Raw genomic sequence first — 20,611 nt, 5'->3', positions numbered from 1 at the left:
GGCCGCCCTGCGGCCCTGCGCTTTCCCGCCGCCGATCACGGCTGCCGCTCATCGATCTGCTGCAGCAGCTGGTAAAGCGCCTGATGCTGCTCGCGTGCCTGGCAGATCCGCGCGCCGATGGCGATGAACACACCGGTGGCGATCAGGCCGATCTCGAACAGGCCTTCGGTCAAGCGGGCGAATCCGATGGCGACCACGATGATCGCGGCGACCAGCAGCGCGATGACACCGCGCGAAAGCCCCGCGCCGGATCCCATGCCCGGCTCCTGCACACGCGGACGGACAGGACGCCACTGATTGGGTTGCATGCGGGCCACTCCAGAGAACAACCCACGCTTGTAGCATCGTGCATTGGCACCGTGCAGAGGCAAAGCCGTCAACCGCGACGCCCTGCGCAGCGGATGTGACGGCTGTTGCCATTCTTGCAGGGACGGCGCCTTCGCCGCCCCTGCGACCTGCGGCCGGTCAGCGCTGCGTCACCGCCACCGGGGTGTTGGCTGCATCCTGCTGCTGGCCCCAGCCACCCAAGGCCTTGTACACCCCCACCACACTGACGTTGACCGTGGATTCGGCCTCGGCCAGTGCATCGTCCGCGGCCAGCTGGGTGCGTTGTGCATCGAGCAGGGTCAGGAAGTCTTCCGACCCCTCGCGGAAGCGGATCTGCGCCAGTTCCTCCGCGCGACCCGCCGCCTGGGCCTGCTCGGCGACGATCGCCAGGCGGGCCTGCTGCTTGGCGTACCGCGTCAGCGCGTTCTCGGTGTCTTCCAGCGCCAGCAGCACCGCCTTCTCATACTCGGCGGCGGCACCGTCGGCCTGCGCCTTGCTGGCGCGCAGACGGGCTTTGACCGTGCCGAAATCGAAGGCAGCCCAGCTGATCGACGGGGTCACCGACCACGCCTTGTTGTTGCCGTTGACCAACCCGCTGGCATCACCGGACAGGAAGCCGACGAACCCACTCAGGCTGATCCGCGGGAACAGGTCCGCGGTGGCAACGCCAACGCGCGCGGTGGCCGCCGCCAGCCGACGCTCGGCCACGCGCACATCGGCGCGCTGACGCAGCAGATCGGTGGTGTCACCCAACGGCAACGCCTTGGCGTACGGCCGCATCTCGCGCGGCTGCAGCAGGCTGTCCAGTGCATCCGGACGCTGCCCCAGCAGGACGGCCAGGCGATGACGCGACTGCACTTCGGCGACTTCCAGCAGCGGGATGTCGGCCTCGATCGCCTTCAGGCGCGCACGGCTGCTCTGCACGTCCAGCTCGCTGCCGGCGCCCAGTTCCCAGCGGGTCTCGGTGAGCTTCTGGGTGTCGCGCAGATTGACCAGGGTGCGCTTGGCCACCGCGATGCGCTTCTGGGTACCGCGCAGCTCGAAGTAGTTACGGGCTACTTCGGCGGCGACGGTGACCTGCGCGTCGGCGAGGTTGTCCTGCTCGGCGCCCAGGTCCGCGCGCGCCGCTTCGGCGGCACGGCGTTGGCGACCGAACAGATCCAGCTCCCAGCCGGCATCGAAGCCGAGCTGGTAGGTCTCGCTGAAGACGCGCTCATCACCCACCGTGGCATCGGGCTGCTTGCGGCGGTCATAGCTGCCGCCGCTGGTGACGTGCGGCAACTGGTCCAGGCGCTGCTCGACGAACACCGCGCGGGCCTCGCGCACCCGCGACATCGCGATGCGCAGGTCCAGGTTGGTGCCCAGTGCTTCATGCACCAGCTGCTCCAGCACCGGATCGTCGAACTGGGCCCACCAGCTCGCCACCGGCGAGGTGGTGGTGAACACCGGCGCGGCGGCGCCCTGCAGGGTCACCGGCTCGGCCGGTGGCGCCTGGTAGTTGGGGCCGACGCTGACGCAGCCGGCCAGCAGCGCGCTGGTCACGGCCACGGTCAACAGGCGGATTACCATGGCAGCACCTCGCCGAGGTAGGTGAAGCTGCCGTTGGGGCCATCGGCATCGATCAGCGCCATGCCGACGCTGGAGCGTGCGCCTTCGCTGATTTCGATCTCGCCCTCACCGCCGTTCATGTCGGTCTTGACGTAACCGGGGTGCACGGTATTGACCTTGGTGGTGCTGTCGCGCAGCTCGTAGGCGAGCTGTACGGTCCACGCATTCACCGCACTCTTGGAGGCGTTGTAGGCGGGCACCGCGAAGCCGTAGATCGGCGAGCCCGGCTGGCTGTGCAGGGTCAGCGAGCCCAGGATGCTGGAGACGTTGACGATGCGGCCAGCCGGCGAGGCGTTGAGCAGGGGCAGGAAGGCTTGGGTAACGGCGATCACGGCGAATACGTTGGTGTCGAAGGTATCGCGCCAGGTCTGCAGGGTCTGCGCCGACGGCGCCAGCTTTGGGTCGTCGAGCAGGATGCCGGCGTTGTTGACCAGGATGTCCAGGCGGCCGTGACGCTCGGTCACGGTCTGCACGGCGGCGGCGATGCCGGCGGCATCGCCTACGTCGAGCTGGATCGCTTCGACCGGCAGGCCCTCGGCCTGCAGCTTCAGCGCCTCGGCCACGGCGACGTCGCGCTTGCGCCCAGCCAGCAGCGTGTGCACGCCGGCCTGGGCCAGCTGACGGACGGTTTCCAGGCCGATGCCGCGGGTGGCACCGGTGACCAGGGCGATCTTTTGGGTAGCGGTATTCATGTGAAAAACCTCGCGGGGGAAGGAATCAGTGGTGGATGGTCGGTTCGCCGTGGGTCACCAGCTGCCCGCCGCCGTTACGGCTGACGAACTTGCGCAGGGCCACGTAGAACACCGGGGTCAGGAACAGGCCGAACAGGGTGACGCCCAGCATGCCGGCGAACACCGTGATACCGGTGACCGAGCGGACTTCCGCACCGGCGCCATGCGAGATCACCAGCGGGATGGTGCCGGCGATGAACGCGATGGAGGTCATCACGATCGGGCGCAGACGCAGGCGGCACGCTTCCAGTGCAGCCTCCACGATGCCCTTGCCGCCCATCTCCAGTTCGCGGGCGAACTCGACGATCAGGATGGCGTTCTTGCAGGCCAGGCCCATCAGCACCACCAGGCCGACCTGCACGAACACGTTGTTGTCGCCACCGGTCATCCATACGCCGAACAACGCCGACAGCAGGGTCATGGGGACAATCAGGATCACCGCCAGCGGCAACGACCAGCTTTCATACAGCGCGGCCAGCACCAGGAAGGCCAGCAGGATCGCCACCGGGAACACGATGAAGGCGGCCTTGCCCTGGGTGGCCTGCTGGTAGCTCAGGTCGGTCCATTCGGTCTGCATGCCGACCGGGAGTACCTTGCCGGCGATTTCGGTCAGCTTGGTCATGGCCTCGGCCGAGGACAGCATGCGCGGGTCGGCTTCGCCGGCCAGATCGGCCGCCGGGTAACCGTTGAAGCGCAGCACCGGGTCCGGGCCGTAGGTCTGCTTCACGGTGACCATCGAGCCGATCGGCACCATCTCGCCACGGTTGTTGCGGGTACGCAGGCGACCGATGTCTTCCACGCTGTCACGGAACTGGCCGTCGGCTTGGGCGATCACCTGCCAGGTACGACCGAACTGGTTGAAGTCGTTGACGTACGCCGAGCCCAGGTAGGTCTGCAGCGTGTCGAACAATTCGGTCAGCTCGACGCCCTGGGCCTTGGCCTTGACGCGGTCTACTTCGGCATCCAGCTGCGGCACGTTGGCCTGGTAGCTGGTGATCGGGAACGCCATGCCCGGCGTCTGCGCGACGGCACCCTGCATCGTGCTCACCGCCGTCTGCAGTGCGCCATAGCCGAGATTGCCGCGGTCCTGGATGAACATCTGGTAGCCGTTGCCGTTGCCCAGGCCGAGGATCGGCGGCGGCATCATGGAGAACGCAAAGCCCTCCTGCAGCCCGGCGATCTTGGCGTTGATCTCGGCATTGATCTGCGCGGCGGTGCGGCCCTTGCGCTCACTGAACGGCTTGAGCGGAACGAACGCGACACCGGTGTTGGGCGTGTTGGTGAACTGCAGCGCGTTCAGACCCGGGAACTGGATCGTGTGCGCCACGCCATCGGTATTGCGCGCGATCTCGGCGACCTTGGCCAGCATGGCGTCGGTACGTGCGATCGAGGAGCCTTCCGGCAGCTTCACGCCGGCAATCAGGTACAGCTTGTCCTGGGTCGGAATGAAGCCGGCCGGCACCGCCTTGAACATCAGGCCGGTGGCCAGCAGCAGGCCGGCGTAGACCACGAACACCAGGCCACGACGGCCCAGCAGGCGGCCAACCGAACCGTGGTACTTCTCCGAACTGGTCTTGAAGAAGCGGTTGAACGGACGGAAGATCCATCCGAACAGACGGTCGATCAGGCGGGTGAGGCCATCCTTCGGCGCGCCGTGCGGCTTGAGCAGGCGTGCGGCCAGGGCCGGCGACAAGGTCAACGAGTTGATCGCCGAGATCACGGTCGAAATCGCGATGGTGACGGCGAACTGCTTGTAGAACGCACCGGTCACACCGGACAGGAACGCCATCGGCACGAACACGGCACACAGCACCAGCGCGATCGCCACGATCGGGCCGGACACTTCACGCATTGCCTGGTGGGCGGCGGCCAGCGGAGTCAGGCCTTCTTCGATGTTGCGTTCGACGTTCTCCACCACCACGATCGCGTCATCGACCACGATGCCGATCGCCAGCACCAGCCCGAACAGGGTCAGGGTGTTGATCGAGAAGCCGAGTACGTACAGCGCCGCGAAGGTACCCACGATCGACACCGGCACGGCGATCAGCGGAATGATCGAGGCACGCCAGGTCTGCAGGAACAGGATCACCACCAGCACCACCAGGGCGATCGCCTCGAGCAGCGTGGAGACCACGGCCTTGACCGAATCGCGCACGAAGATGGTGGTGTCATACACCGCTTCGTACTTCACGCCCGGCGGGAACTGCTTGGTCAGCTCATCCATGGTGTGGATGACCGAGTCGCGGATTTCCAGCGCGTTCGCGCCGGGGGCCTGGAAGATACCGATACCGACCGCGTTCTTGCCGTCCAGCTGCGAGCGCAGCGTGTAGTCACCGGCGCCCAGCTCCAGGCGGGCGACATCGGACAGGCGCACCACTTCACCGTCGTCACCGGCCTTGAGCACGATATCGCGGAATTCCTGTTCGCTGCGCAGGCGACCCTGGGCGTTGATCAGGGTCAGGAAGTCGCTGCTCGGCATCGGCTCGGCGCCGAGCTGGCCGGCCGAGACCTGCACGTTCTGCTCGCGCATCGCACGCACCACGTCGCTGGCGGTCAGGCCGCGCGCGGCGATCTTGTCCGGGTCCAGCCACGCACGCATGGCGTAGTCACCGCCGCCGAACATCTGCGCATCACCGACGCCCTGCAGGCGTGCCAGGGCATCCTTGACGTGCAGGCGGGCGTAGTTGCGCAGGTACAGCGAGTCGTACTTGCCGTCCGGCGAGGTCAGATGGACCACCATCAGGAAGGTCGGCGACTGCTTCTGGGTGGAGACACCCTGGCGGCGCACGTCCTCGGGCAGGCGCGCCTGCGCCTGGGCGACGCGGTTCTGCACCTTGACCGCGGCTTCGTCCGGATCGGTACCCGGGCGGAAGGTCACCGTCATCTGCAGCACGCCGTCCGAGCCGGCGACGGACTTGATGTACATCATGTCCTCGACGCCGTTGATCGCTTCTTCCAGTGGCGTGGCCACCGTTTCAGCGATCACTTTGGGGTTGGCGCCCGGGTACACCGTGCGCACCACCACCGAGGGCGGCACCACTTCGGGGTACTCGCTGATCGGCAGCATCGGGATCGCGATCAGGCCAGCGGCGAAGATCACGATCGACAGCACCGCCGCGAAGATCGGCCTGTCAATGAAAAAACGGGAAAAGTCCATGGGTGGATTCCTGGGGTTTCACCAGCGCCGGCGTGCACGACCCCGGCCGCTGTCGCAGGCGACAGCGGTGGCGGGTTCCCCTGCACGGGGCGATGGCAGTCACGGTAGAGCCGACCGTTGGTCGGCTGCTATGTAGAACCGACGGTCAGTCGGCTGCCCTTCAATTCTTTGCAACAGCCGGCGCGGCTACCGGCGCGGCAACCGGCTGCATCGCAACGGCCTTGGCCTGGACCGGCATGCCGGGCATGAAGACTTTCTGCACGCCATCGACGATCACGCGGTCACCGGCCTTCAGGCCCTGCTCGACGATGCGCAGGCCGTCGGCATTGCGGCCAAGTTCGATATCGCGGCGCTGTGCCTTGTTGTCCTTGTCGACCACGTAGACGAACTTGCGGTCCTGGTCGGTCAGCACGGCCTTTTCATCGATCAGCATGGCCTGGAACTGGCCACTGCCCAGCAGCTGCACGCGGGCGAACAGGCCCGGAGTGAACGCGCGGTCGGCGTTGTCCAGCAGCGCGCGGACGCGGATGGTGCCGGTGCTGCGGGTCACCTGGTTGTCCAGGAAGTCGACCTTGCCTTCATGCGGGAAACCATTCTCACCGGACAGGCCCACCTTCACCGGCAGTTCGCTGTCGCGCTCGCTCGGGCGTTCGCCCTTGCGCGCCATCTGGGCGTAACGCAGGAAGGTGCCTTCATCGGCATCGAAGTAGACGTGGACCTTGTCCAGCGAGACCAGCGTGGTCAGCACGCTGGCGCTGTCACCGGCGGTGACGAGGTTGCCAGCGGTCACCATCGCGCGGCCGGCACGGCCGTTGATCGGTGCGCGGACCTGGGTGAACTCCATGTTCAAGCGGGCTGCATCGACGGCGGCCTGCGCGGCCTGTACCTGCGCGAGCGCCTGCTCGGACACCGCACGGCGCTGTTCCCAGGTCTCGGTGGAGATTGCCTGCTGGTCGGACAGACGACGGGCACGGTCGGCTTCGCTGCGGCTCACCTGGGCCTGGGTGCGCGCGCGGTTGAGCTCGGCGGTGGCGCGGTCCAGCTCGGCGCGGTAGCTGCGTGCGTCGATGGTGAACAGCACATCGCCCTTCTTGACCTCCTGGCCTTCGACATAGTTGACCTTGTCGATGTAGCCGGAGACGCGCGGACGCAGCTCAACACTTTCGACCGCTTCGACGCGGCCACTGAAGTCGTCCCACTGGCTGACCTGCTTGACCAGAACCGGCGCGGCACTGACCGACGGCGGCGGCGGCATGCCGGCTTCTTCAGCATGGCTGCCACTGCAGGCGGTCAGCACCGCGGCGGCAAGGATCGAAACGCCGGCCATGGCCAGCCGTCGGGTGAAACGTTGCGGGGAGGAGTTGGAAGTCATGACATGCATCCGTACGTAGGGGTGGTGATACAGAATCGAAAACGTGGGGCGACGTGGGGGCGTAGCCTGGGACCTGAACCTTGGTAGAGGTCAAGCCGTGCCGGCCGTGTTGCGCGACATCGGTGGAGGGCGGTCGAGGTGCAGCAGTCCGCGCGGCAGTTCGGCATCGCGCGCATCGCATCGGACGATGGCGCGGTTGTCGGTGCAGTTGTCGAGCAGCGAGACAACACGGCGGCCGACCAGCAGCGCGCTCGGCCATTCGATGCAGGCCTTGGCCGCATTGGCCGGGGTACACACCGGATCGCACACTTCCAGCATCTGCGCACGCACGCCCAGGGCCTGGGCTTCCTGGTGCAGCACCTGCGCGTACATGCGCGTGGCCGACATGGTGATGGAGGACTCGCCATGCCCGGCCCACGGCTTGAAGCCGGCCGGGCCGCCCACCAGCACGTAGCGCCGCGCCTGCGCGCCGCCACGCAGCAGCGGCAGCAGATGCCGGCCGGCGTGCACGTGCGGCATCACGTCGGCCTGCAGCGCCTGCAGCAACGCGTCGCCGCTGCGGTCGGTCACCCGCCCGCGGTTGTACGGGCCGCCCATCGCATCCACCACCGCAGCCAGCGCGCGCGGGCGCCCGCCGATGCGCTCGGCCACCGTGCGCGCCGAGCCATCATCGCCAAGCGAACCGAGCAGGACTTCCAGGCCCGGCTCGTCGGCGAACTGCTCCTGCAGCGCCGCCAGCCGGCCGGGATCGCGGCCGACCACCAGCACGGGGCTGCCGGCCTCCAGCAAGGCCGCCACGATGCCCTGGCCCACGCTGCCGGTGCCACCGAGCACCAGCACCTCGGGGGCCAATGTCCCATTCATGGGACTTTCACTCCCGTCGCCGGGATAATCCCAATTCGGCCCAGTCGATCGCCACCGCGGGCGCCCAGGCGGATGCTGCCGCCACGCTGCATGTTGGCAGGCGGAGTGAATTCGCGGAAAGCCTTGCGGGAGAGGGATCCCGGGCGAGCTTCAACAGTCATCGCGAGGTCCAGCGGGGCGCTGGGGCCGCTACGCAGGCGGCCAAGAATGTTCCGCAACCACATGGTTGACGTCCTTCATATCTGGAATGGCGCCAGATTAGTCTTCAAACTCCCCCTTGATTAGTCCGGATTTAGGGGAATAATCATCCCGTGCCCGGCACAATCATTTGCGGCACTCTTCCCCTCCCCCGACTTTGGATCCCGTCATGGCCCACGATCTCAACGACACGCTGATCTTCGTCAAAGTGGTCGAGCAAGGCAGTTTCATCGCCGCCGCCACGGCACTGGGGCTACCCAAGACCACGGTCAGCCGCAAAGTGCAGGAACTTGAAACGCGCCTGGGCGCACGGCTGCTGCACCGGACCACCCGCCGCCTCGGCCTCACCGAAGCCGGCTCGGTCTATCACGAGCATTGCCAGCGCATCGCACGCGAGCTGGAGGAAGCCGAAGGCGCGGTCAACCAGCTGCAGTCCGGGCCGCGCGGCTGGCTGCGCTTCACCGTGCCCTATTCGATCGGCATCACCTGGATCGCGCCGCTGCTGGGTCAGTTCCATGCGCAGTACCCGGAAATCCAGCTGGACATGCACCTGGGCAATGAAAAGCTGGATCTGATCGCCGGTGAGGCGGATCTGGCGCTGCGCGTGGGCACTCTGCCTGACTCCAACCTGGTGGCGCGCAAGCTTGGCAGTCTGCGTACGCAGGTGTTTGCCAGCCCGGCATACATCGAACGCTACGGCGAGCCGCTGCATCCGGATGAGCTGCAGTTCCACCGCATCCTGGCGATGCGCAAGGCGCGCAACCTCAACAACAACCGGTTCTTCTGGCAGCTGGGCGAGAACGGCGGCGAACTGCTGGATTTCCCGGTCAACCCGCTGCTGGTGGCCAACGACCCGTCCGCCTTGAACGGTGCCTTGGTATGCGGCGAAGGCCTGCTGCTGACCGGTGACGTGATGGCCAAGCCGTTCGTCGAATCGGGCATGGTGCGCCGCGTACTGGCCGGCTGGACCGGGCCGGAAGTGGACTTCAACGCGGTGTTCGCCGGCGGCCGGCTGGTGTCGCCGAAGGTCCGCGCGTTCGTCGATTTCCTGGTGGAGAAGATGAACTTCGACGCCAACTACATGCTGGCCCAGTGCCCGGCGGCGAAGCTGGCCAAGCAGCAGCAGACCCAGGTGGAAACCGAACTTCAGGCGACCGGGAAGCGCATTCTGGAGACGGTGACCGCGGGGTGATTCTGACGGTACGCCGGGCCGGCTACCGACGCCACGCCGTCGCTTAGCGCTCTTGTCGAGTAAAAAGGGATGATTGCAATCTCGTTCCATCGTCAGATGGAAACGGACGTTGGACAAGATACCTGCTCGCAAGCTCGCGGAAACGCGACACCTCCGGCTCCGGAACGAAGCCTGTCGCGTTGTCGTCAACGAACTGAAGGCTCTTTATCCGCATCTACAACTGTCCGACATCGACAATGATGCGGTCGCCCAGGCCCGACGCTGGGCTGAGGCCCCCTGCGCGACCAGGCGCCGGCGCCTTTATGTCCCTTGGGACTGGCAGGAACTCTGGAGACGCTTCAGAAATCACGCATGCAGAGTGGATCTTGCGATACGCGATGCAGAAGTGCTGTGCGCTCTGGCCGTCGGTCGAGTCAGCAAGGGGCGGATGGTGGCGAGCATCCACTATCTTCAGTCCAATCCCGCATCACACGATCTGCAAGGCGAAGCCGGTCGTATTGCGACCGCCTATCTGCTTGCACTTGCCACCCAGCTGCGGTGTGGCGAAATCGCACTGAATCGTCCGGTACCGGAGTTGGTGGCGTACTACGAAAGGCTGGGCTTCACCCGGCATGTCCATCGCAAAGGCATGCTCTGGCGACTTGTCCAGGACATCACGGTGGGTGGCCAGGATTTGACAGTCGCCGTAGATGGCAGTAGTAGACTTTCGGCAGAACCGACCCGCTCAGGGGGCCAACAATGAAACGCTCCACTCAATTGAAGCCGGGCAAGCGAGCCGCATCCCCTGTGGACGTCGCCAAGGTCAGGCGCCACCTGTCGGGAGGCATTGGCGCGAAATCTGGCAAGACGTTGACCAAGGTCGAGCTTGAGGCCGTGTTCGATTCGGATAAGGCGATCCTGGCCCAGGCCTGCCGAAAGGCGGGGGAGGATGTACTGTTGAAGTACAACGGAGTGATGGCCGGCGCGATCAGCCCGCGAAAACGTTCCAAGCCCGTTTAGGGCGATGCCGCACTCAGCTGGCCGGTGACCGGCACCGGGTGGCGCGGTTGCGATGATCAGCCAGGCAACGGCCGGTACTGTTTTGGCGGCGTTGTCGTGGGTGTTGCGGACGTGCGCGGACGGAACTGTTCAGGGCGTACCGGCCACCGGCCGGTACCTACAAAAAATGCCGCCAGCAAGGGCGGCATTTCTGTGTTGCGAGCCTGTGGCTCGCACCACGCAATAACAGCGCGCTGGCGCGCTGTTATTGCTGCAACGGAATCACACGGATCTCGACACGGCGGTTCTGCGCGCGGCCGGCATCGGTGTTGTTGTCGGCAATCGGGTAGGCCTTGCCGGCACCCAGGGTTTCGATGCGGGCGCGCTGCACGCCCTGGCCGGCCAGGTAGGCGGCGACCGAATCGGCACGTTCCTTGGACAGGCGGTTGTTGACCGCGTCGCTGCCGATGCTGTCGGTATGGCCGACCACTTCGATCATCGTCTGGTTGTACTCGGCAAGCGTGCTGGCCACGCCATTGAGCGAGCTGTAGAACTGCGGCTTCAGGGTGGACTTGCCGAAATCGAAGGTGATGCCGTCCGGCAGGTTCAGGGTCAGGTTGTCACCATCACGGGAGACGTCGATACCGGTATTGGCGGTACGTTCGCGCAGCGCGCGTTCCTGGCGGTCCTGGTACTGGCCGACGGCCGCGCCGCTGAGTGCACCGATACCGGCGCCGATCATGGCGTGCTGGCGGCGCTCGGTGGCGCTGTTGCCGCTGAGCAGGCCGGCGGCGACGCCGACGGCAGTGCCGATCAGGGCGTTGCGGCCGGTGCGGTTCTGCTGTTCGACAGGGTTGCCGTACTGGTCACTCTGCACGTAGGAGCCACCGGTGGCGCAGGCCGTCAGGGCGGCAGCAGTCATCAGGGCCAGGGCCACGTTGCGGGTTGCGGGTCGAATCATGAGGGTTCTCCTTGGTTACCGGACGGCGCCGGCTTGCGGGCCGTGAAGAGCATAAACAGCCCAACGCGATGCCGGCATGATGAATGGCACGCTCGGCAGCTCCCTGTTCAGGTAAACGCTTACCCCAGAACCGGATGATCCGAGATGGCCATCACGCCCCGCCTGAGTGCCGATACGCGGCCAAGGCGGCGTCGCGGCCTTCGCCCAGATCCACCAGCGGCAAGGCGGGATAGGCTGGGGCGTGCTCGGCCAGCAGCTGCGGCGATTGCCAGGGCGCGAAGCGTGCCTTCAGCGGCAGCGCGGCCAGTTCCGGCACCCAGCGCGTGATGTAATGCGCCTGCGGATCGAACTTCTGCGACTGCGTCACCGGGTTGAAGATCCGGAAGTACGGCGCAGCGTCGGCCCCCGTGCCGGCCACCCACTGCCAGCCCATGGTGTTGTTGGCCAGGTCTGCATCGACCAGCGTGTCCCAGAACCAGCGCGCACCTTCGCGCCAATGCTGGCGCATGTGCTTGCACAGGTAGCTGGCGACGATCATGCGCACGCGGTTGTGCATGTAGCCGGTGGCCCACAGCTCACGCAGGCCCGCATCCACGATCGGAATGCCGGTGCGGCCCTGCTGCCATGCACGCAGCGCGTCCGCATCGGGCTTGGCCCATTGGAACTGATCGAAGCGCGGGTTGAGGTTGTGGTCCGGCGTCTGCGGGAAGTGATGCAGCAGGTGATACGAAAACTCGCGCCAGCCCAGCTCGCGGATGTAGCCGTCGATGTCGGCATCGCGGCTGGCACTGCGCTCGCCCTGCAGCCGGCGGACGATCTGCCACGGGGCGATTTCGCCGAAATGCAGGTGCGGCGACAGCAGCGAGGTGCCCACCCGGTCCGGCAGATCACGCTGCTCGCGATAGCCATTGAGGGCACCATCGATGAACACCGTCAGCGCTTCGTGCGCACCGGCCTCGCCTGGTTGCCAATGCTCCCAGAACTGCCGGTCCCACGGTATCGAGGGTGCCAGGCCAAAGGCATCGAGCGTTTCGCCGCCCGCCGTGTGCGCGGGCAGCCGGTCAGGCACGCGGGTGGGCGCCGGCAGCTGCAGGCGCGTCAACGCATTGCGCCAGAATGGCGTGAACACTTTGTACGGCCCACGCTGCTGGGTCGCCACGTCCCACGGCTCGAACATCAGGCTGCCGTTGTGGCTCTCGGCCTCGATGCCCTGCTCGCGCAGTTCGCGCTTGATCTTCGCATCGCGCGGCTGCGTGGCCGGCTCGTATTTGCGGTTCCAGTAGACCGCCACCGCCCCGGTCTGCTCGATCAGGCGCTCCAGCTCGGCTTGGCTGTCGCCCTGGCGCAGCACCAGCGAAGAACCGCGCGCACGGAGGTCAGCGTCTAGCGCCGCCAGCGAACGGTGCAGCCAGGCATTGGATGCGCCGCCGGGGGCCCAGTCGCCTTCTTCGTGCGGCGCATGGATGTAGACCGGTACCGGCACATGGCCGGCATCCAGCGCGGCCTGCAGGGCCGGGTTGTCCTGCAACCGCAGGTCACGGCGAAACCACACCAACGCTACCGACACGAGACTACCCCGGAAGATTCGAGAGGCAATGATAGCCAGTGCAGGTGAAGGACAGGCAGCGATCACGCGCGGATGGCCCGCACTGTTCCACATCGCCGTGCTTGACCTCAATCACGCTTGAGGTTCTATCGTGGCGTCCACCGAACAAACGCGGGCCTGCCCAAGCCCCTGTGCTTCGTACCTGTGCCGACCCGCCCTTTCGTTTTGCTGGAGATACCCATGGCTTACACCCTCCCCGCCCTGCCCTACGCCTACGACGCACTCGAACCGCACTTTGATGCACGCACGATGGAAATCCATCATGCCAGGCACCACCAGGCCTACGTCACCAATCTCAATGCCGCCCTCACCGATGCCGGGATCGAGAGCACGGATATCGACACGCTGATCGCCGAGATCGGCTCCCTGCCCGAAGGTGTGCGCAACGCCGTCCGCAACAACGGTGGCGGGCATGCCAACCACAGCCTGTTCTGGACGGTGCTGACCGCCAGCGGCGGCACGCCGGAAGGCGCTGTGGCGCAGGCGATCGATCGCGACCTCGGCGGCTACGCCGCGTTCAAGGAGGCCTTCACCAAGGCCGCGCAGACCCGCTTCGGCAGTGGCTGGGCGTGGTTGACGTTGAGCCGCGATGGCACGCTTCTGGTGGAGAGCAGCCCGAACCAGGACAACCCGTTGATGGGCGAGATTGCGGGCCTCTCCGGTGGCACGCCGATCCTGGGGCTGGATGTGTGGGAACACGCTTACTACCTGAACTACCAGAACCGCCGCCCGGATTACATCGCTGCGTTCTTCGAGCTGATCGACTGGGCCGAAGTCGCGCGCCGTTACCAGGCCGCCGGCGGCCGTTGATGGACACGGGCCCCGCACTCGGCCTCGGCACGCAACCCTCCGCCACGCCGTCCGAGGCTGCAGTGCTGGACCCGCCGCTTGCCCGCCTCACCGCTACCTGAGTCTGCATCGAATGGATATCTCCGCACTGCAACGTCTGCTCGAACAGGGGCGCGACAGCGCCCTGCTCCGCTTCGGCCTGGGCAAGGCCCTGCTCGACGCGGGTCACACCGCGGAGGCGGTCATCCATCTGCAGCGCTGTGTCGCAGAGGATCCACGGTACTCGGCGGGCTGGAAATGGCTGGGCAACGCCCATCTGGCGGCCGGGGATTCGGAGGCGGCGGCACAGGCATGGCAGCAAGGCAGTGCTGTCGCCGGGACCAACGGTGACAAGCAGGCGGTCAAGGAAATGGCCGTTTTCCTGCGGCGGCTGCAGAAGGCGAGCGCCGGCTCAGCGTGATCGGCCGGGAGGGCTACCAGAGCAGACCGTTGTTGTAGAGCGCGACCAGGATCCACACCAAGGCGATCACGCCGAAGCCAATGAAATAGCTCCAGTTCTGATGCGCGGCCGACCAATCGTCCTTCCCGAAGTGGCCGCCGCTGAAGGCAAACAACGTGACGCGGCCGATACCGAAGACCAGGGTCTGGACGATGAAAACGACCACGATCCAGTGGATCACGGTCAGTACGCCGCGCTTGATCTCCTCTTCCATGTGCCGTCGCCCCGTCCCTTGAATGGCCTGCCATCGGCAGTGCCCCGCCGCAGGGCATCGAGCATAGCGGACGAGCTCGGCGTCACGGAAGGTGGTGCGTGAGCGGCGGATCAGCAGCCGCTGCCGTGACCTGGGCCCTCAATCGCCTTTCGCGTGCCGCTGCTGCGCATCGAAACGCTGCATCGAGGCACGGATCAACGTCTTTGCCTCGGCGGCATTGCCCCAGCCGTTGAGCTGGACCGGGTTGCGGCCGGCCGGCAGGTCCTTGTAGACGCGGAAGAAGGCTTCGATGCGCTGCCGTTCGATCAGCGGCAGATCGTCCAGATCGCGGATGGCGGCGTATGTGGGATCGATCTTGTCGGTCGGCACGCCAATCACTTTCTCATCCTGCTCGCCATCATCGACCATCTTCAGGAAGCCGATCGGACGGAACCGCACGATCACGCCGGGGTGCAGCGGCTCGCGGGTCAGCACCAGCGCATCGAGCGGGTCGTTGTCGCCCGCCAACGTGCGCGGCATCGAGCCGTAGTTGGCCGGGTACGCCACCGGCATCGACTGGAAGCGGTCCACGTGGACCAGGCCGTCCTCCTTGATCTCGTATTTGGTGACGCTGCCAGCCGGAATTTCCACGGCCAGATTCACCTCCTCCGGGGCATTGTTCGGCTGCGCGGCAAGGAACGGGTGCAGCACCGCGTTGCCGGCCACGCCGGCGCCGGTGAGCAGCAGCAGGGACGCGGCCAACACAGCCCGCCCGATGGAACGGCGATGCGTCATCTCGGTCTCCACGAAGGGCCGGGCACGCCGCAGCGGCCCGGCCGGTCGGTCATTCCCAGCAACGGTCGGCGCGGCCCTTGAGGGTCTGTGCGCGCGTGCAGTCACGGGGGGCGATGCGTCCCTGCGTCAATTCGGTCTTCTGTTTGCGACCATTGGTGCCACGTGTCAACTCGAAACCGTCGTACAGGCGTCCGGTGACCGTGCGCGCCTCATACCGCAGATGGCCGGGGTCGATCTTCAGCACCTGGAACAACTGCGTGTCCTCGCCGACCGGCGCCATGGTGGCGCGGGCCTCATCGGACAGCCGGTACTGCTTCGGCCCGGCCACGGTGACCACGAACTGCGGCGTCGCGCCCTGGCCTTCACCGCGGCGGCCATAGGTATGGTCATGGCCCTGCAGCACCAGATCGACCTGGTGACGGCGCACCACCGGCAGCAGCACATCGCGCAGCTCGGTGTTCTCGCGGCCTTCGCGCGGGGAATAGAACGGCTGGTGCAGCAGCACGATGCTCCACGGGTGCGGGTTGTCGGCCAGTACCGTATCCAGCCACGCCGCCTGCGCCTTGGCCGTGCCCAGATCGAGCGCAGAGGTGCCGTCGAGCACCGCGATGCGCACGCCCTGGTAGTCGAACCAGTAGGTACTGGTGTCCGCGGCGTCCACACCATTGCGCGGCAGCGCGAACGTCACCGGCCAGTGGCGACCGAGCACGCGACGCTCCTGCGGGGTGTCTTCGAACTCCTCGAAGTACTCATGGTTGCCGATCGCCGGGGCGACCGCGGTTTCCTGCGGCAGCCAGCCGGCGGCGGCGAACCACTCGCCCCACTCGCTGTCGTCCTGCCCATCGCCCCCACTGACCAGGTCACCGGCGAACAGGCTCAGGCGCGCGTCCGGGGCGGCCTTGATGCCGGCCCGCATCACCCGGGAGACGTGGCTGAGGTTCTTGTTCTGGGTATCACCGAAATACAACAGGGTCAGCGGCTGCTCGGCACGGCCCGCGGTGCGCAGCTGGTTCCAGGCACTCCAGGTGTTCTGCCCCTGCACGCGCCACAGATACAGCGTGTCCGGCTGCAGGCCAGTCACGTCCGCACGGTGATGGTGGGACGTCCCGAGTTCGGTGCTCAGCGCCTGGGTGGTGGCGGTGATGCGGGTCGGCATGCCGACATCCGGAGAGTCGCCGGCCAGCACCCATTCCAGCACCGGTGCCTTGACCGAGGTATCGGTGCGCCAGGCGACCGAGAAGCCGCGGGCAGCGTCCTGCGCCGGGGAGGCGACCAGCCGGTCCGGGAATCCGCTCGCGGCGTAATGGCGGTTGCCGGCCGGGACCTGGGTGTTGGGTTCGGCACCGGTCTCGGTCTCCTTCTTTGCCAGGGCGCTGCCACTGCACAGCAGCAGCCCCAGTGCGAGCGCGGTCAGGGCGGCAGGAACGTGGCTCACGCGCCACACTCCAGCGGCAGCGACAACTGCTTGGCGATGCTGGCCCAATCGAAGGCCACTACGCCCTGGTCATCGTGCACGGCGTACAGCGCGCCGTTCGGGAAACGCGCGGACGGCGCCTGCATCGACCAGATGCCGTCGGTGTTGGCCACCGTGTTGCCCTGGAAGGCGCCGACGTGCTTCAAGGTGTGGCGGTCGAACAGGTGGAACACGCTGCGCTGCTTGCCCTGCTCGGTGGTGATCCACCAGCCATCCTTGCCGCAGGTCCGCAGCATCACGCCTTCGGCCTGGGCCTGGAAGGCATCGCGGCCAAACGTGGTGCCGCTGAAGCGACCTTCCAGCGTGTAGACCTTGAACTCGCTGGCGTAGGTCTCGTCCTCTTCGGCGATCAGCAGCCGGTCGTTGGCGGGGTCGCCCCAGATCGATTCGACCACGCGCAGCGCGCCCGCTTCGGTGGTGTCACCGATGCTCGCGGTGAGCGAGGCCTGCGCCTTGCCGCCCTGCACAGTGAGCGCATACCGGCGCACGCGCTTGTCCAGCTCGGCCAGCGGCGGCAGCACATCGTTGCCCTGCGCGTCTTCGCCAGCGTCGTAGGAATCGGTGACGTACACGTCGTAGCCGCTGCCGAGCTTGTTCACCCACACCCCGTACGGCTTGCGCAGCTCACCGGCGCCGAACACGCCCAGCGGGGTGAAGTCCGGCAGCTGCAGCACCTGTACGCGGTGGTTGTCACGCTCCACGATCAGCACCAGGTCATCGACCACGGCGATGCCGTTGGGGCGGTCGAACTGGCCCGGCGCCGTGCCGAGGCTGCCGACATCGCGCAGCTTCGCGCCGGTCTGCCCGTCATAGACCACCAGCTTGTCGGTGGCCTTGGCGGTGGCGATCAGCCAGACCTGGCCGTCGGGCGTGGTCCAGCTGGCCGGCGAGTCGATGTTGTCGTCCGGGGTCATCGGGGTCAGGAACGCCTCGGCGACCGTGGCGACCTGGCGCGCGGCGGAGGCGTCGGCAGCAGCTGTCGGCGCCCCGGCTGCGGCAGGGTCCGGCGTCGCCGCTCCGGGGGCGGCGGCAGGCCTGCAGGCGGTCAACAGCGCCAGCGCGAGCAGGCTCAGGCAATGGCAGGCGCGCATCACAGGGCCACCTTCAGGCCGAGGGCGTAGGTACGGCCATACTCCTCGTTCTGCAGGGTGCGCGAGCGCACGCCCTGGTACAACTCCAGCGGCTTGTCGAGCAGGTTCTGCGCTTCGAAGTAGACGCTCACGTTCGAGGTGATCTTGTAGTCCATGCTGAAGTCGAGCTGGGTGTTGGGTGCGACGTAGATGTCATACGCGCGGCTGTCGCCCAGCGAGTCCAGATACTCGCTGCGGTAGACCGCTGCCACGCGGGTGCTGAAGCCGGCCTTTTCATAGCCGATGTGCGCGCTGTACACATGCTTGGAGGCACGCGGCAACATGAAGTCGTCGCGCTCGCGACCGGGCATGCCCGGGTCGAAATCGGTGTCCAGCCAGGTGCCGCTGGCGCCGACCAGCAGGCCATCCCAGCCGGCCGGCAGGAAGGCGAGCTGCTGCTGCCAGTTGAACTCGGCACCCCTGACCGTGGCCTTGTTGCCGTTGATCACCCGGGTAACTTCGAAGCCGGGATACGCCGGATCCGTGTTGCTCACCGTGTTGACGATGTAGCCATCGATCGACTTGTGGAACACCCCCAGCGAGACGATGCCGGTGCTGCCGAGGTACTTCTCGAGCGACAGGTCGATGTTCTTCGATTCGTACGGGTCCAGCTGCGGGTTGCCGATCCGCACTTCCTCATCGCCCCGGCTCAGGCCGACACGCGGCGCCACATCGCCGAACGACGGGCGCGAGACGGTCTTGTTGGCGGCCGCGCGCAGCACCCAGTCATCGCCTGCGTCGTAGCGCAGGTGCAGGCCAGGCAGCACATTGATGTAACTGCGGCTTACGCTCAGCGGGGTGACCGTGAAGCTGCGGCCGTTGGGCGCCACCTCCACGCTGTTGCCGGTGGCACTGAACTGGGTGTTCTCCACGCGTACGCCGCCGATGATGCGTAGCGCGCCAACATCCCAGGTGCCCATCGCGTAGCTGGCGAAGATGTCCTCGCTGGCGGTGTAGTCCTCTTCCAGCGAGGCCAGGGCGTTGCCGCCGGCATCCTGCGGGCGGGCGCTGTACTGGCCGCCCTGCTGGGCCCAGTAGCGCCGCATGGCGTCCGAGCTCATCCCCTGGCCGAGGCTGCCGCCCCGGTGATCGGGTGTGGAGGTGGTCCAGTCCGACAACGCCACGTCCGGGCCGACCCGCAGTTCGCGCTCATCCACGTTGACGTCGCGGTCGCGCCAGCGGCCCAGCAGGCCGATCTTGTAGCTGGACGAATCCCCATCGAAGCGCACGTTGATCTGCGCGCTGCGCTCGCTGTCGTTGACCTGCTTGGGCGACACCACGAAACGATCGAAATCGTAGTTGCCGTTGTCCATCCACTGCGCGCTGGTCAGGGTGTAGCGCGGGATGCCGCTGTTCTGATCGACGCTGGCACCCAGGTCATCGCCGTTGTACTCGAAGCGCGCCTCCATCTCGTCGTTGACGCGCTCTTCGGTACGCGTGTAGCCGACCTTGTAATCGACCACCGCATTGGTCAACCGGTTCTCGCCGCCGGCGCTGGTGGTGAACGTGTTTTCCTTCTTGGTGCGGTAGCGCATGCGCTTCTGGATCGCATCGGCCGGCAGGTCATCGACGCGGTACTGGTTGTTGCCCAGCGCGGTGACCTCACCATCGCCGAAGTTGAAGAGGGTGCGCTGGCGGGTTTCGGCATCGTCGAACTGGCTGTACAGCGTGCGCAGGTAATACCGGTTGTCCTCGTCCGGGTGCCAGTCCAGGTTGAGGTTGGCGCCGATGCGCTTGCGCTCGATCTCGTACTTGCGCTGCTGCAGGCTGTTGGCGAACAGGTCGTCCTCGGCACCGCCGTCGAACTCGCCGTACTCCACTTCGGTGTTGTCCGACTCGAACTTGCGGTTCTGGTAGTTCACACCCAGCGCCACGCCGAAGGTATCGGCGAACACTTCGCTGTAGTTGATCGCGGCCTTGGGGCTGGTGTTGCCGGAGAGCTGCTGATGGCTGGCTTCGATCTTGCCGCGCAGGTTGCGGCCTTCGCGGTCGAACGCCGAGGCGGACTCGACCAGGATCGTACCGCCGATCGCGTCGCCGGGCATGTCCGGGGTGGGCGATTTGACCACGCGCAGGCGCTCGGTCGAGTCGGAGGGAATCACGTCCAGCGGTGCAGCGCGGCTGGAATCCTCCGGCGTACCAATCGCGATGCCATCGACGCTGACGCTGTTGAGGTTGGCATCCAGGCCACGGATGACCACGAAGCGCCCCTCGCCCTGGTCACGGGTGACACTGACGCCGGGCAGGCGCTGCAGCGATTCGGCCACGTTCTGGTCCGGATAGACGCCCATGGCATCGGAGGACACTGCATCTTCGATCGCATCGCTGCTGCGCTTGAGGTCGACCGCGCGCGTCTGCGACTCCAGCTGCGGGCGGACTTCGACCCGGTCCAGATCGATGGCGGCGGCACCGGCGGCGGCGCTGCCGGCCACGGTGCTGCCATCGGGCGTATCGGCGGCATGGGCCGACGGGGTGATCACCGCCAGCAACGAAAGACTGATCGCCAGGCCCAACGGACGCTTCTTCTGCACTGCATTCCCCAATCTGTGTAAAGAATGGGTCAGCACGGTATGTCCGGGAGGTTGCATGAGGATGACACCGGGGACATCGAGGGCGGAGATCGGGGTCTGGGTAGAGCCGAGCCATGCTCGGCTGCCTCGGGTTGACGGGTGCGCCGGTGATCGGCTTCTTCATTGGCGGGCCTGCCGAGCATGGCTCGGCACTACCGGGCAGGGCG

The 20,611-nt window shown here is 66.5% G+C and carries 18 protein-coding genes; 5 read left to right on the top strand and 13 right to left on the bottom strand.

Features of this window, described 5'->3' with window-relative positions; genetic code table 11:
- Nucleotides 1-35: 35 nt before the first annotated feature.
- From NJD74_RS07340 to NJD74_RS07315, 6 genes are all read right to left on the bottom strand, one after another.
- Nucleotides 36-257 (bottom strand): membrane protein, encoded by a 222-nt coding sequence (locus NJD74_RS07340; RefSeq protein ID WP_019183220.1) that lies wholly within the window; start codon nucleotides 255-257, stop codon nucleotides 36-38.
- Between the two features lie 208 nt (nucleotides 258-465).
- On the bottom strand, nucleotides 466-1,896 hold the full coding sequence (locus NJD74_RS07335; RefSeq protein WP_070470253.1) for an efflux transporter outer membrane subunit: 1,431 nt from the start codon (nucleotides 1,894-1,896) through the stop codon (nucleotides 466-468).
- Nucleotides 1,890-2,627, bottom strand: coding sequence for an SDR family oxidoreductase (locus tag NJD74_RS07330; protein WP_319623885.1), 738 nt, complete (start codon nucleotides 2,625-2,627; stop codon nucleotides 1,890-1,892). The genes NJD74_RS07335 and NJD74_RS07330 overlap by 7 nt, the downstream gene beginning before the upstream one ends.
- A 25-nt stretch (nucleotides 2,628-2,652) precedes the next feature.
- On the bottom strand, nucleotides 2,653-5,823 hold the full coding sequence (locus NJD74_RS07325; protein WP_070470259.1) for a multidrug efflux RND transporter permease subunit: 3,171 nt from the start codon (nucleotides 5,821-5,823) through the stop codon (nucleotides 2,653-2,655).
- Between the two features lie 160 nt (nucleotides 5,824-5,983).
- A complete protein-coding gene (locus NJD74_RS07320; protein ID WP_070427146.1) occupies nucleotides 5,984-7,195 on the bottom strand; it encodes an efflux RND transporter periplasmic adaptor subunit in 1,212 nt (403 codons plus the stop codon).
- A 90-nt stretch (nucleotides 7,196-7,285) separates the two neighbouring features.
- Nucleotides 7,286-8,059, bottom strand: a complete 774-nt coding sequence (locus NJD74_RS07315; RefSeq protein WP_019183225.1) for an SDR family oxidoreductase — start codon at nucleotides 8,057-8,059, stop codon at nucleotides 7,286-7,288.
- 367 nt (nucleotides 8,060-8,426) lie between these two features.
- Here NJD74_RS07315 and NJD74_RS07310 point away from each other — a divergent pair, with 367 nt between their 5' ends.
- The 3 genes from NJD74_RS07310 (at nucleotide 8,427) to NJD74_RS07300 (ending at nucleotide 10,448) form a co-directional block, all read left to right on the top strand.
- The gene (locus tag NJD74_RS07310; RefSeq protein ID WP_019183226.1) at nucleotides 8,427-9,449 is read left to right on the top strand and encodes a LysR family transcriptional regulator; all 1,023 of its coding nucleotides are present in this window, start codon (nucleotides 8,427-8,429) and stop codon (nucleotides 9,447-9,449) included.
- Between the two features lie 109 nt (nucleotides 9,450-9,558).
- Nucleotides 9,559-10,191, top strand: coding sequence for a hypothetical protein (locus NJD74_RS07305; RefSeq protein ID WP_139146272.1), 633 nt, complete (start codon nucleotides 9,559-9,561; stop codon nucleotides 10,189-10,191).
- Entirely contained in the window at nucleotides 10,188-10,448 is a 261-nt protein-coding gene (locus NJD74_RS07300) for a hypothetical protein (protein ID WP_139146273.1), read from the top strand. Before NJD74_RS07305 ends, NJD74_RS07300 begins: the two co-directional genes overlap by 4 nt.
- A gap of 244 nt (nucleotides 10,449-10,692) precedes the next feature.
- On the opposite strand, the gene NJD74_RS07295 is transcribed toward NJD74_RS07300, so the two are convergent.
- Together NJD74_RS07295 and NJD74_RS07290 are read right to left on the bottom strand one after the other, a co-directional pair.
- The gene (locus NJD74_RS07295; protein WP_019183227.1) at nucleotides 10,693-11,388 is read right to left on the bottom strand and encodes an OmpA family protein; all 696 of its coding nucleotides are present in this window, start codon (nucleotides 11,386-11,388) and stop codon (nucleotides 10,693-10,695) included.
- A gap of 151 nt (nucleotides 11,389-11,539) precedes the next feature.
- A complete protein-coding gene (locus tag NJD74_RS07290) occupies nucleotides 11,540-12,955 on the bottom strand; it encodes a deoxyribodipyrimidine photo-lyase (protein ID WP_319623884.1) in 1,416 nt (471 codons plus the stop codon).
- A gap of 219 nt (nucleotides 12,956-13,174) precedes the next feature.
- On the opposite strand from NJD74_RS07290, the gene NJD74_RS07285 reads away from it, so the two are divergent.
- Nucleotides 13,175-13,804: a superoxide dismutase gene (locus NJD74_RS07285; RefSeq protein WP_070470273.1), complete on the top strand. Its 630-nt coding sequence runs from the start codon at nucleotides 13,175-13,177 to the stop codon at nucleotides 13,802-13,804.
- Between the two features lie 112 nt (nucleotides 13,805-13,916).
- Entirely contained in the window at nucleotides 13,917-14,243 is a 327-nt protein-coding gene (locus NJD74_RS07280) for a tetratricopeptide repeat protein (RefSeq protein ID WP_070470274.1), read from the top strand.
- 13 nt (nucleotides 14,244-14,256) lie between these two features.
- Here NJD74_RS07280 and NJD74_RS07275 read toward each other — a convergent pair whose 3' ends face one another.
- From NJD74_RS07275 to NJD74_RS07255, 5 genes are all read right to left on the bottom strand, one after another.
- Nucleotides 14,257-14,496, bottom strand: coding sequence for a hypothetical protein (locus tag NJD74_RS07275; protein ID WP_070470277.1), 240 nt, complete (start codon nucleotides 14,494-14,496; stop codon nucleotides 14,257-14,259).
- Nucleotides 14,497-14,634: 138 nt separating this feature from the next.
- Nucleotides 14,635-15,270, bottom strand: a complete 636-nt coding sequence (locus tag NJD74_RS07270; RefSeq protein ID WP_319623883.1) for an inorganic diphosphatase — start codon at nucleotides 15,268-15,270, stop codon at nucleotides 14,635-14,637.
- Nucleotides 15,271-15,319: 49 nt separating this feature from the next.
- Nucleotides 15,320-16,669, bottom strand: coding sequence for a metallophosphoesterase family protein (locus tag NJD74_RS07265; RefSeq protein ID WP_070470300.1), 1,350 nt, complete (start codon nucleotides 16,667-16,669; stop codon nucleotides 15,320-15,322).
- 32 nt (nucleotides 16,670-16,701) lie between these two features.
- A complete protein-coding gene (locus tag NJD74_RS07260; RefSeq protein WP_319623882.1) occupies nucleotides 16,702-17,835 on the bottom strand; it encodes a phytase in 1,134 nt (377 codons plus the stop codon).
- Nucleotides 17,835-20,405, bottom strand: coding sequence for a TonB-dependent receptor (locus tag NJD74_RS07255; RefSeq protein ID WP_319623881.1), 2,571 nt, complete (start codon nucleotides 20,403-20,405; stop codon nucleotides 17,835-17,837). The genes NJD74_RS07260 and NJD74_RS07255 overlap by 1 nt, the downstream gene beginning before the upstream one ends.
- Nucleotides 20,406-20,611 lie beyond the last annotated feature (206 nt).

The sequence above is a fragment of the Stenotrophomonas sp. RG-453 genome, assembly GCF_033843685.1.
Taxonomy (GTDB): domain Bacteria; phylum Pseudomonadota; class Gammaproteobacteria; order Xanthomonadales; family Xanthomonadaceae; genus Stenotrophomonas; species Stenotrophomonas bentonitica_A.
Note: the sequence above shows the minus strand (reverse complement) of the source record. Positions and strands in the feature narration are given on the sequence as shown.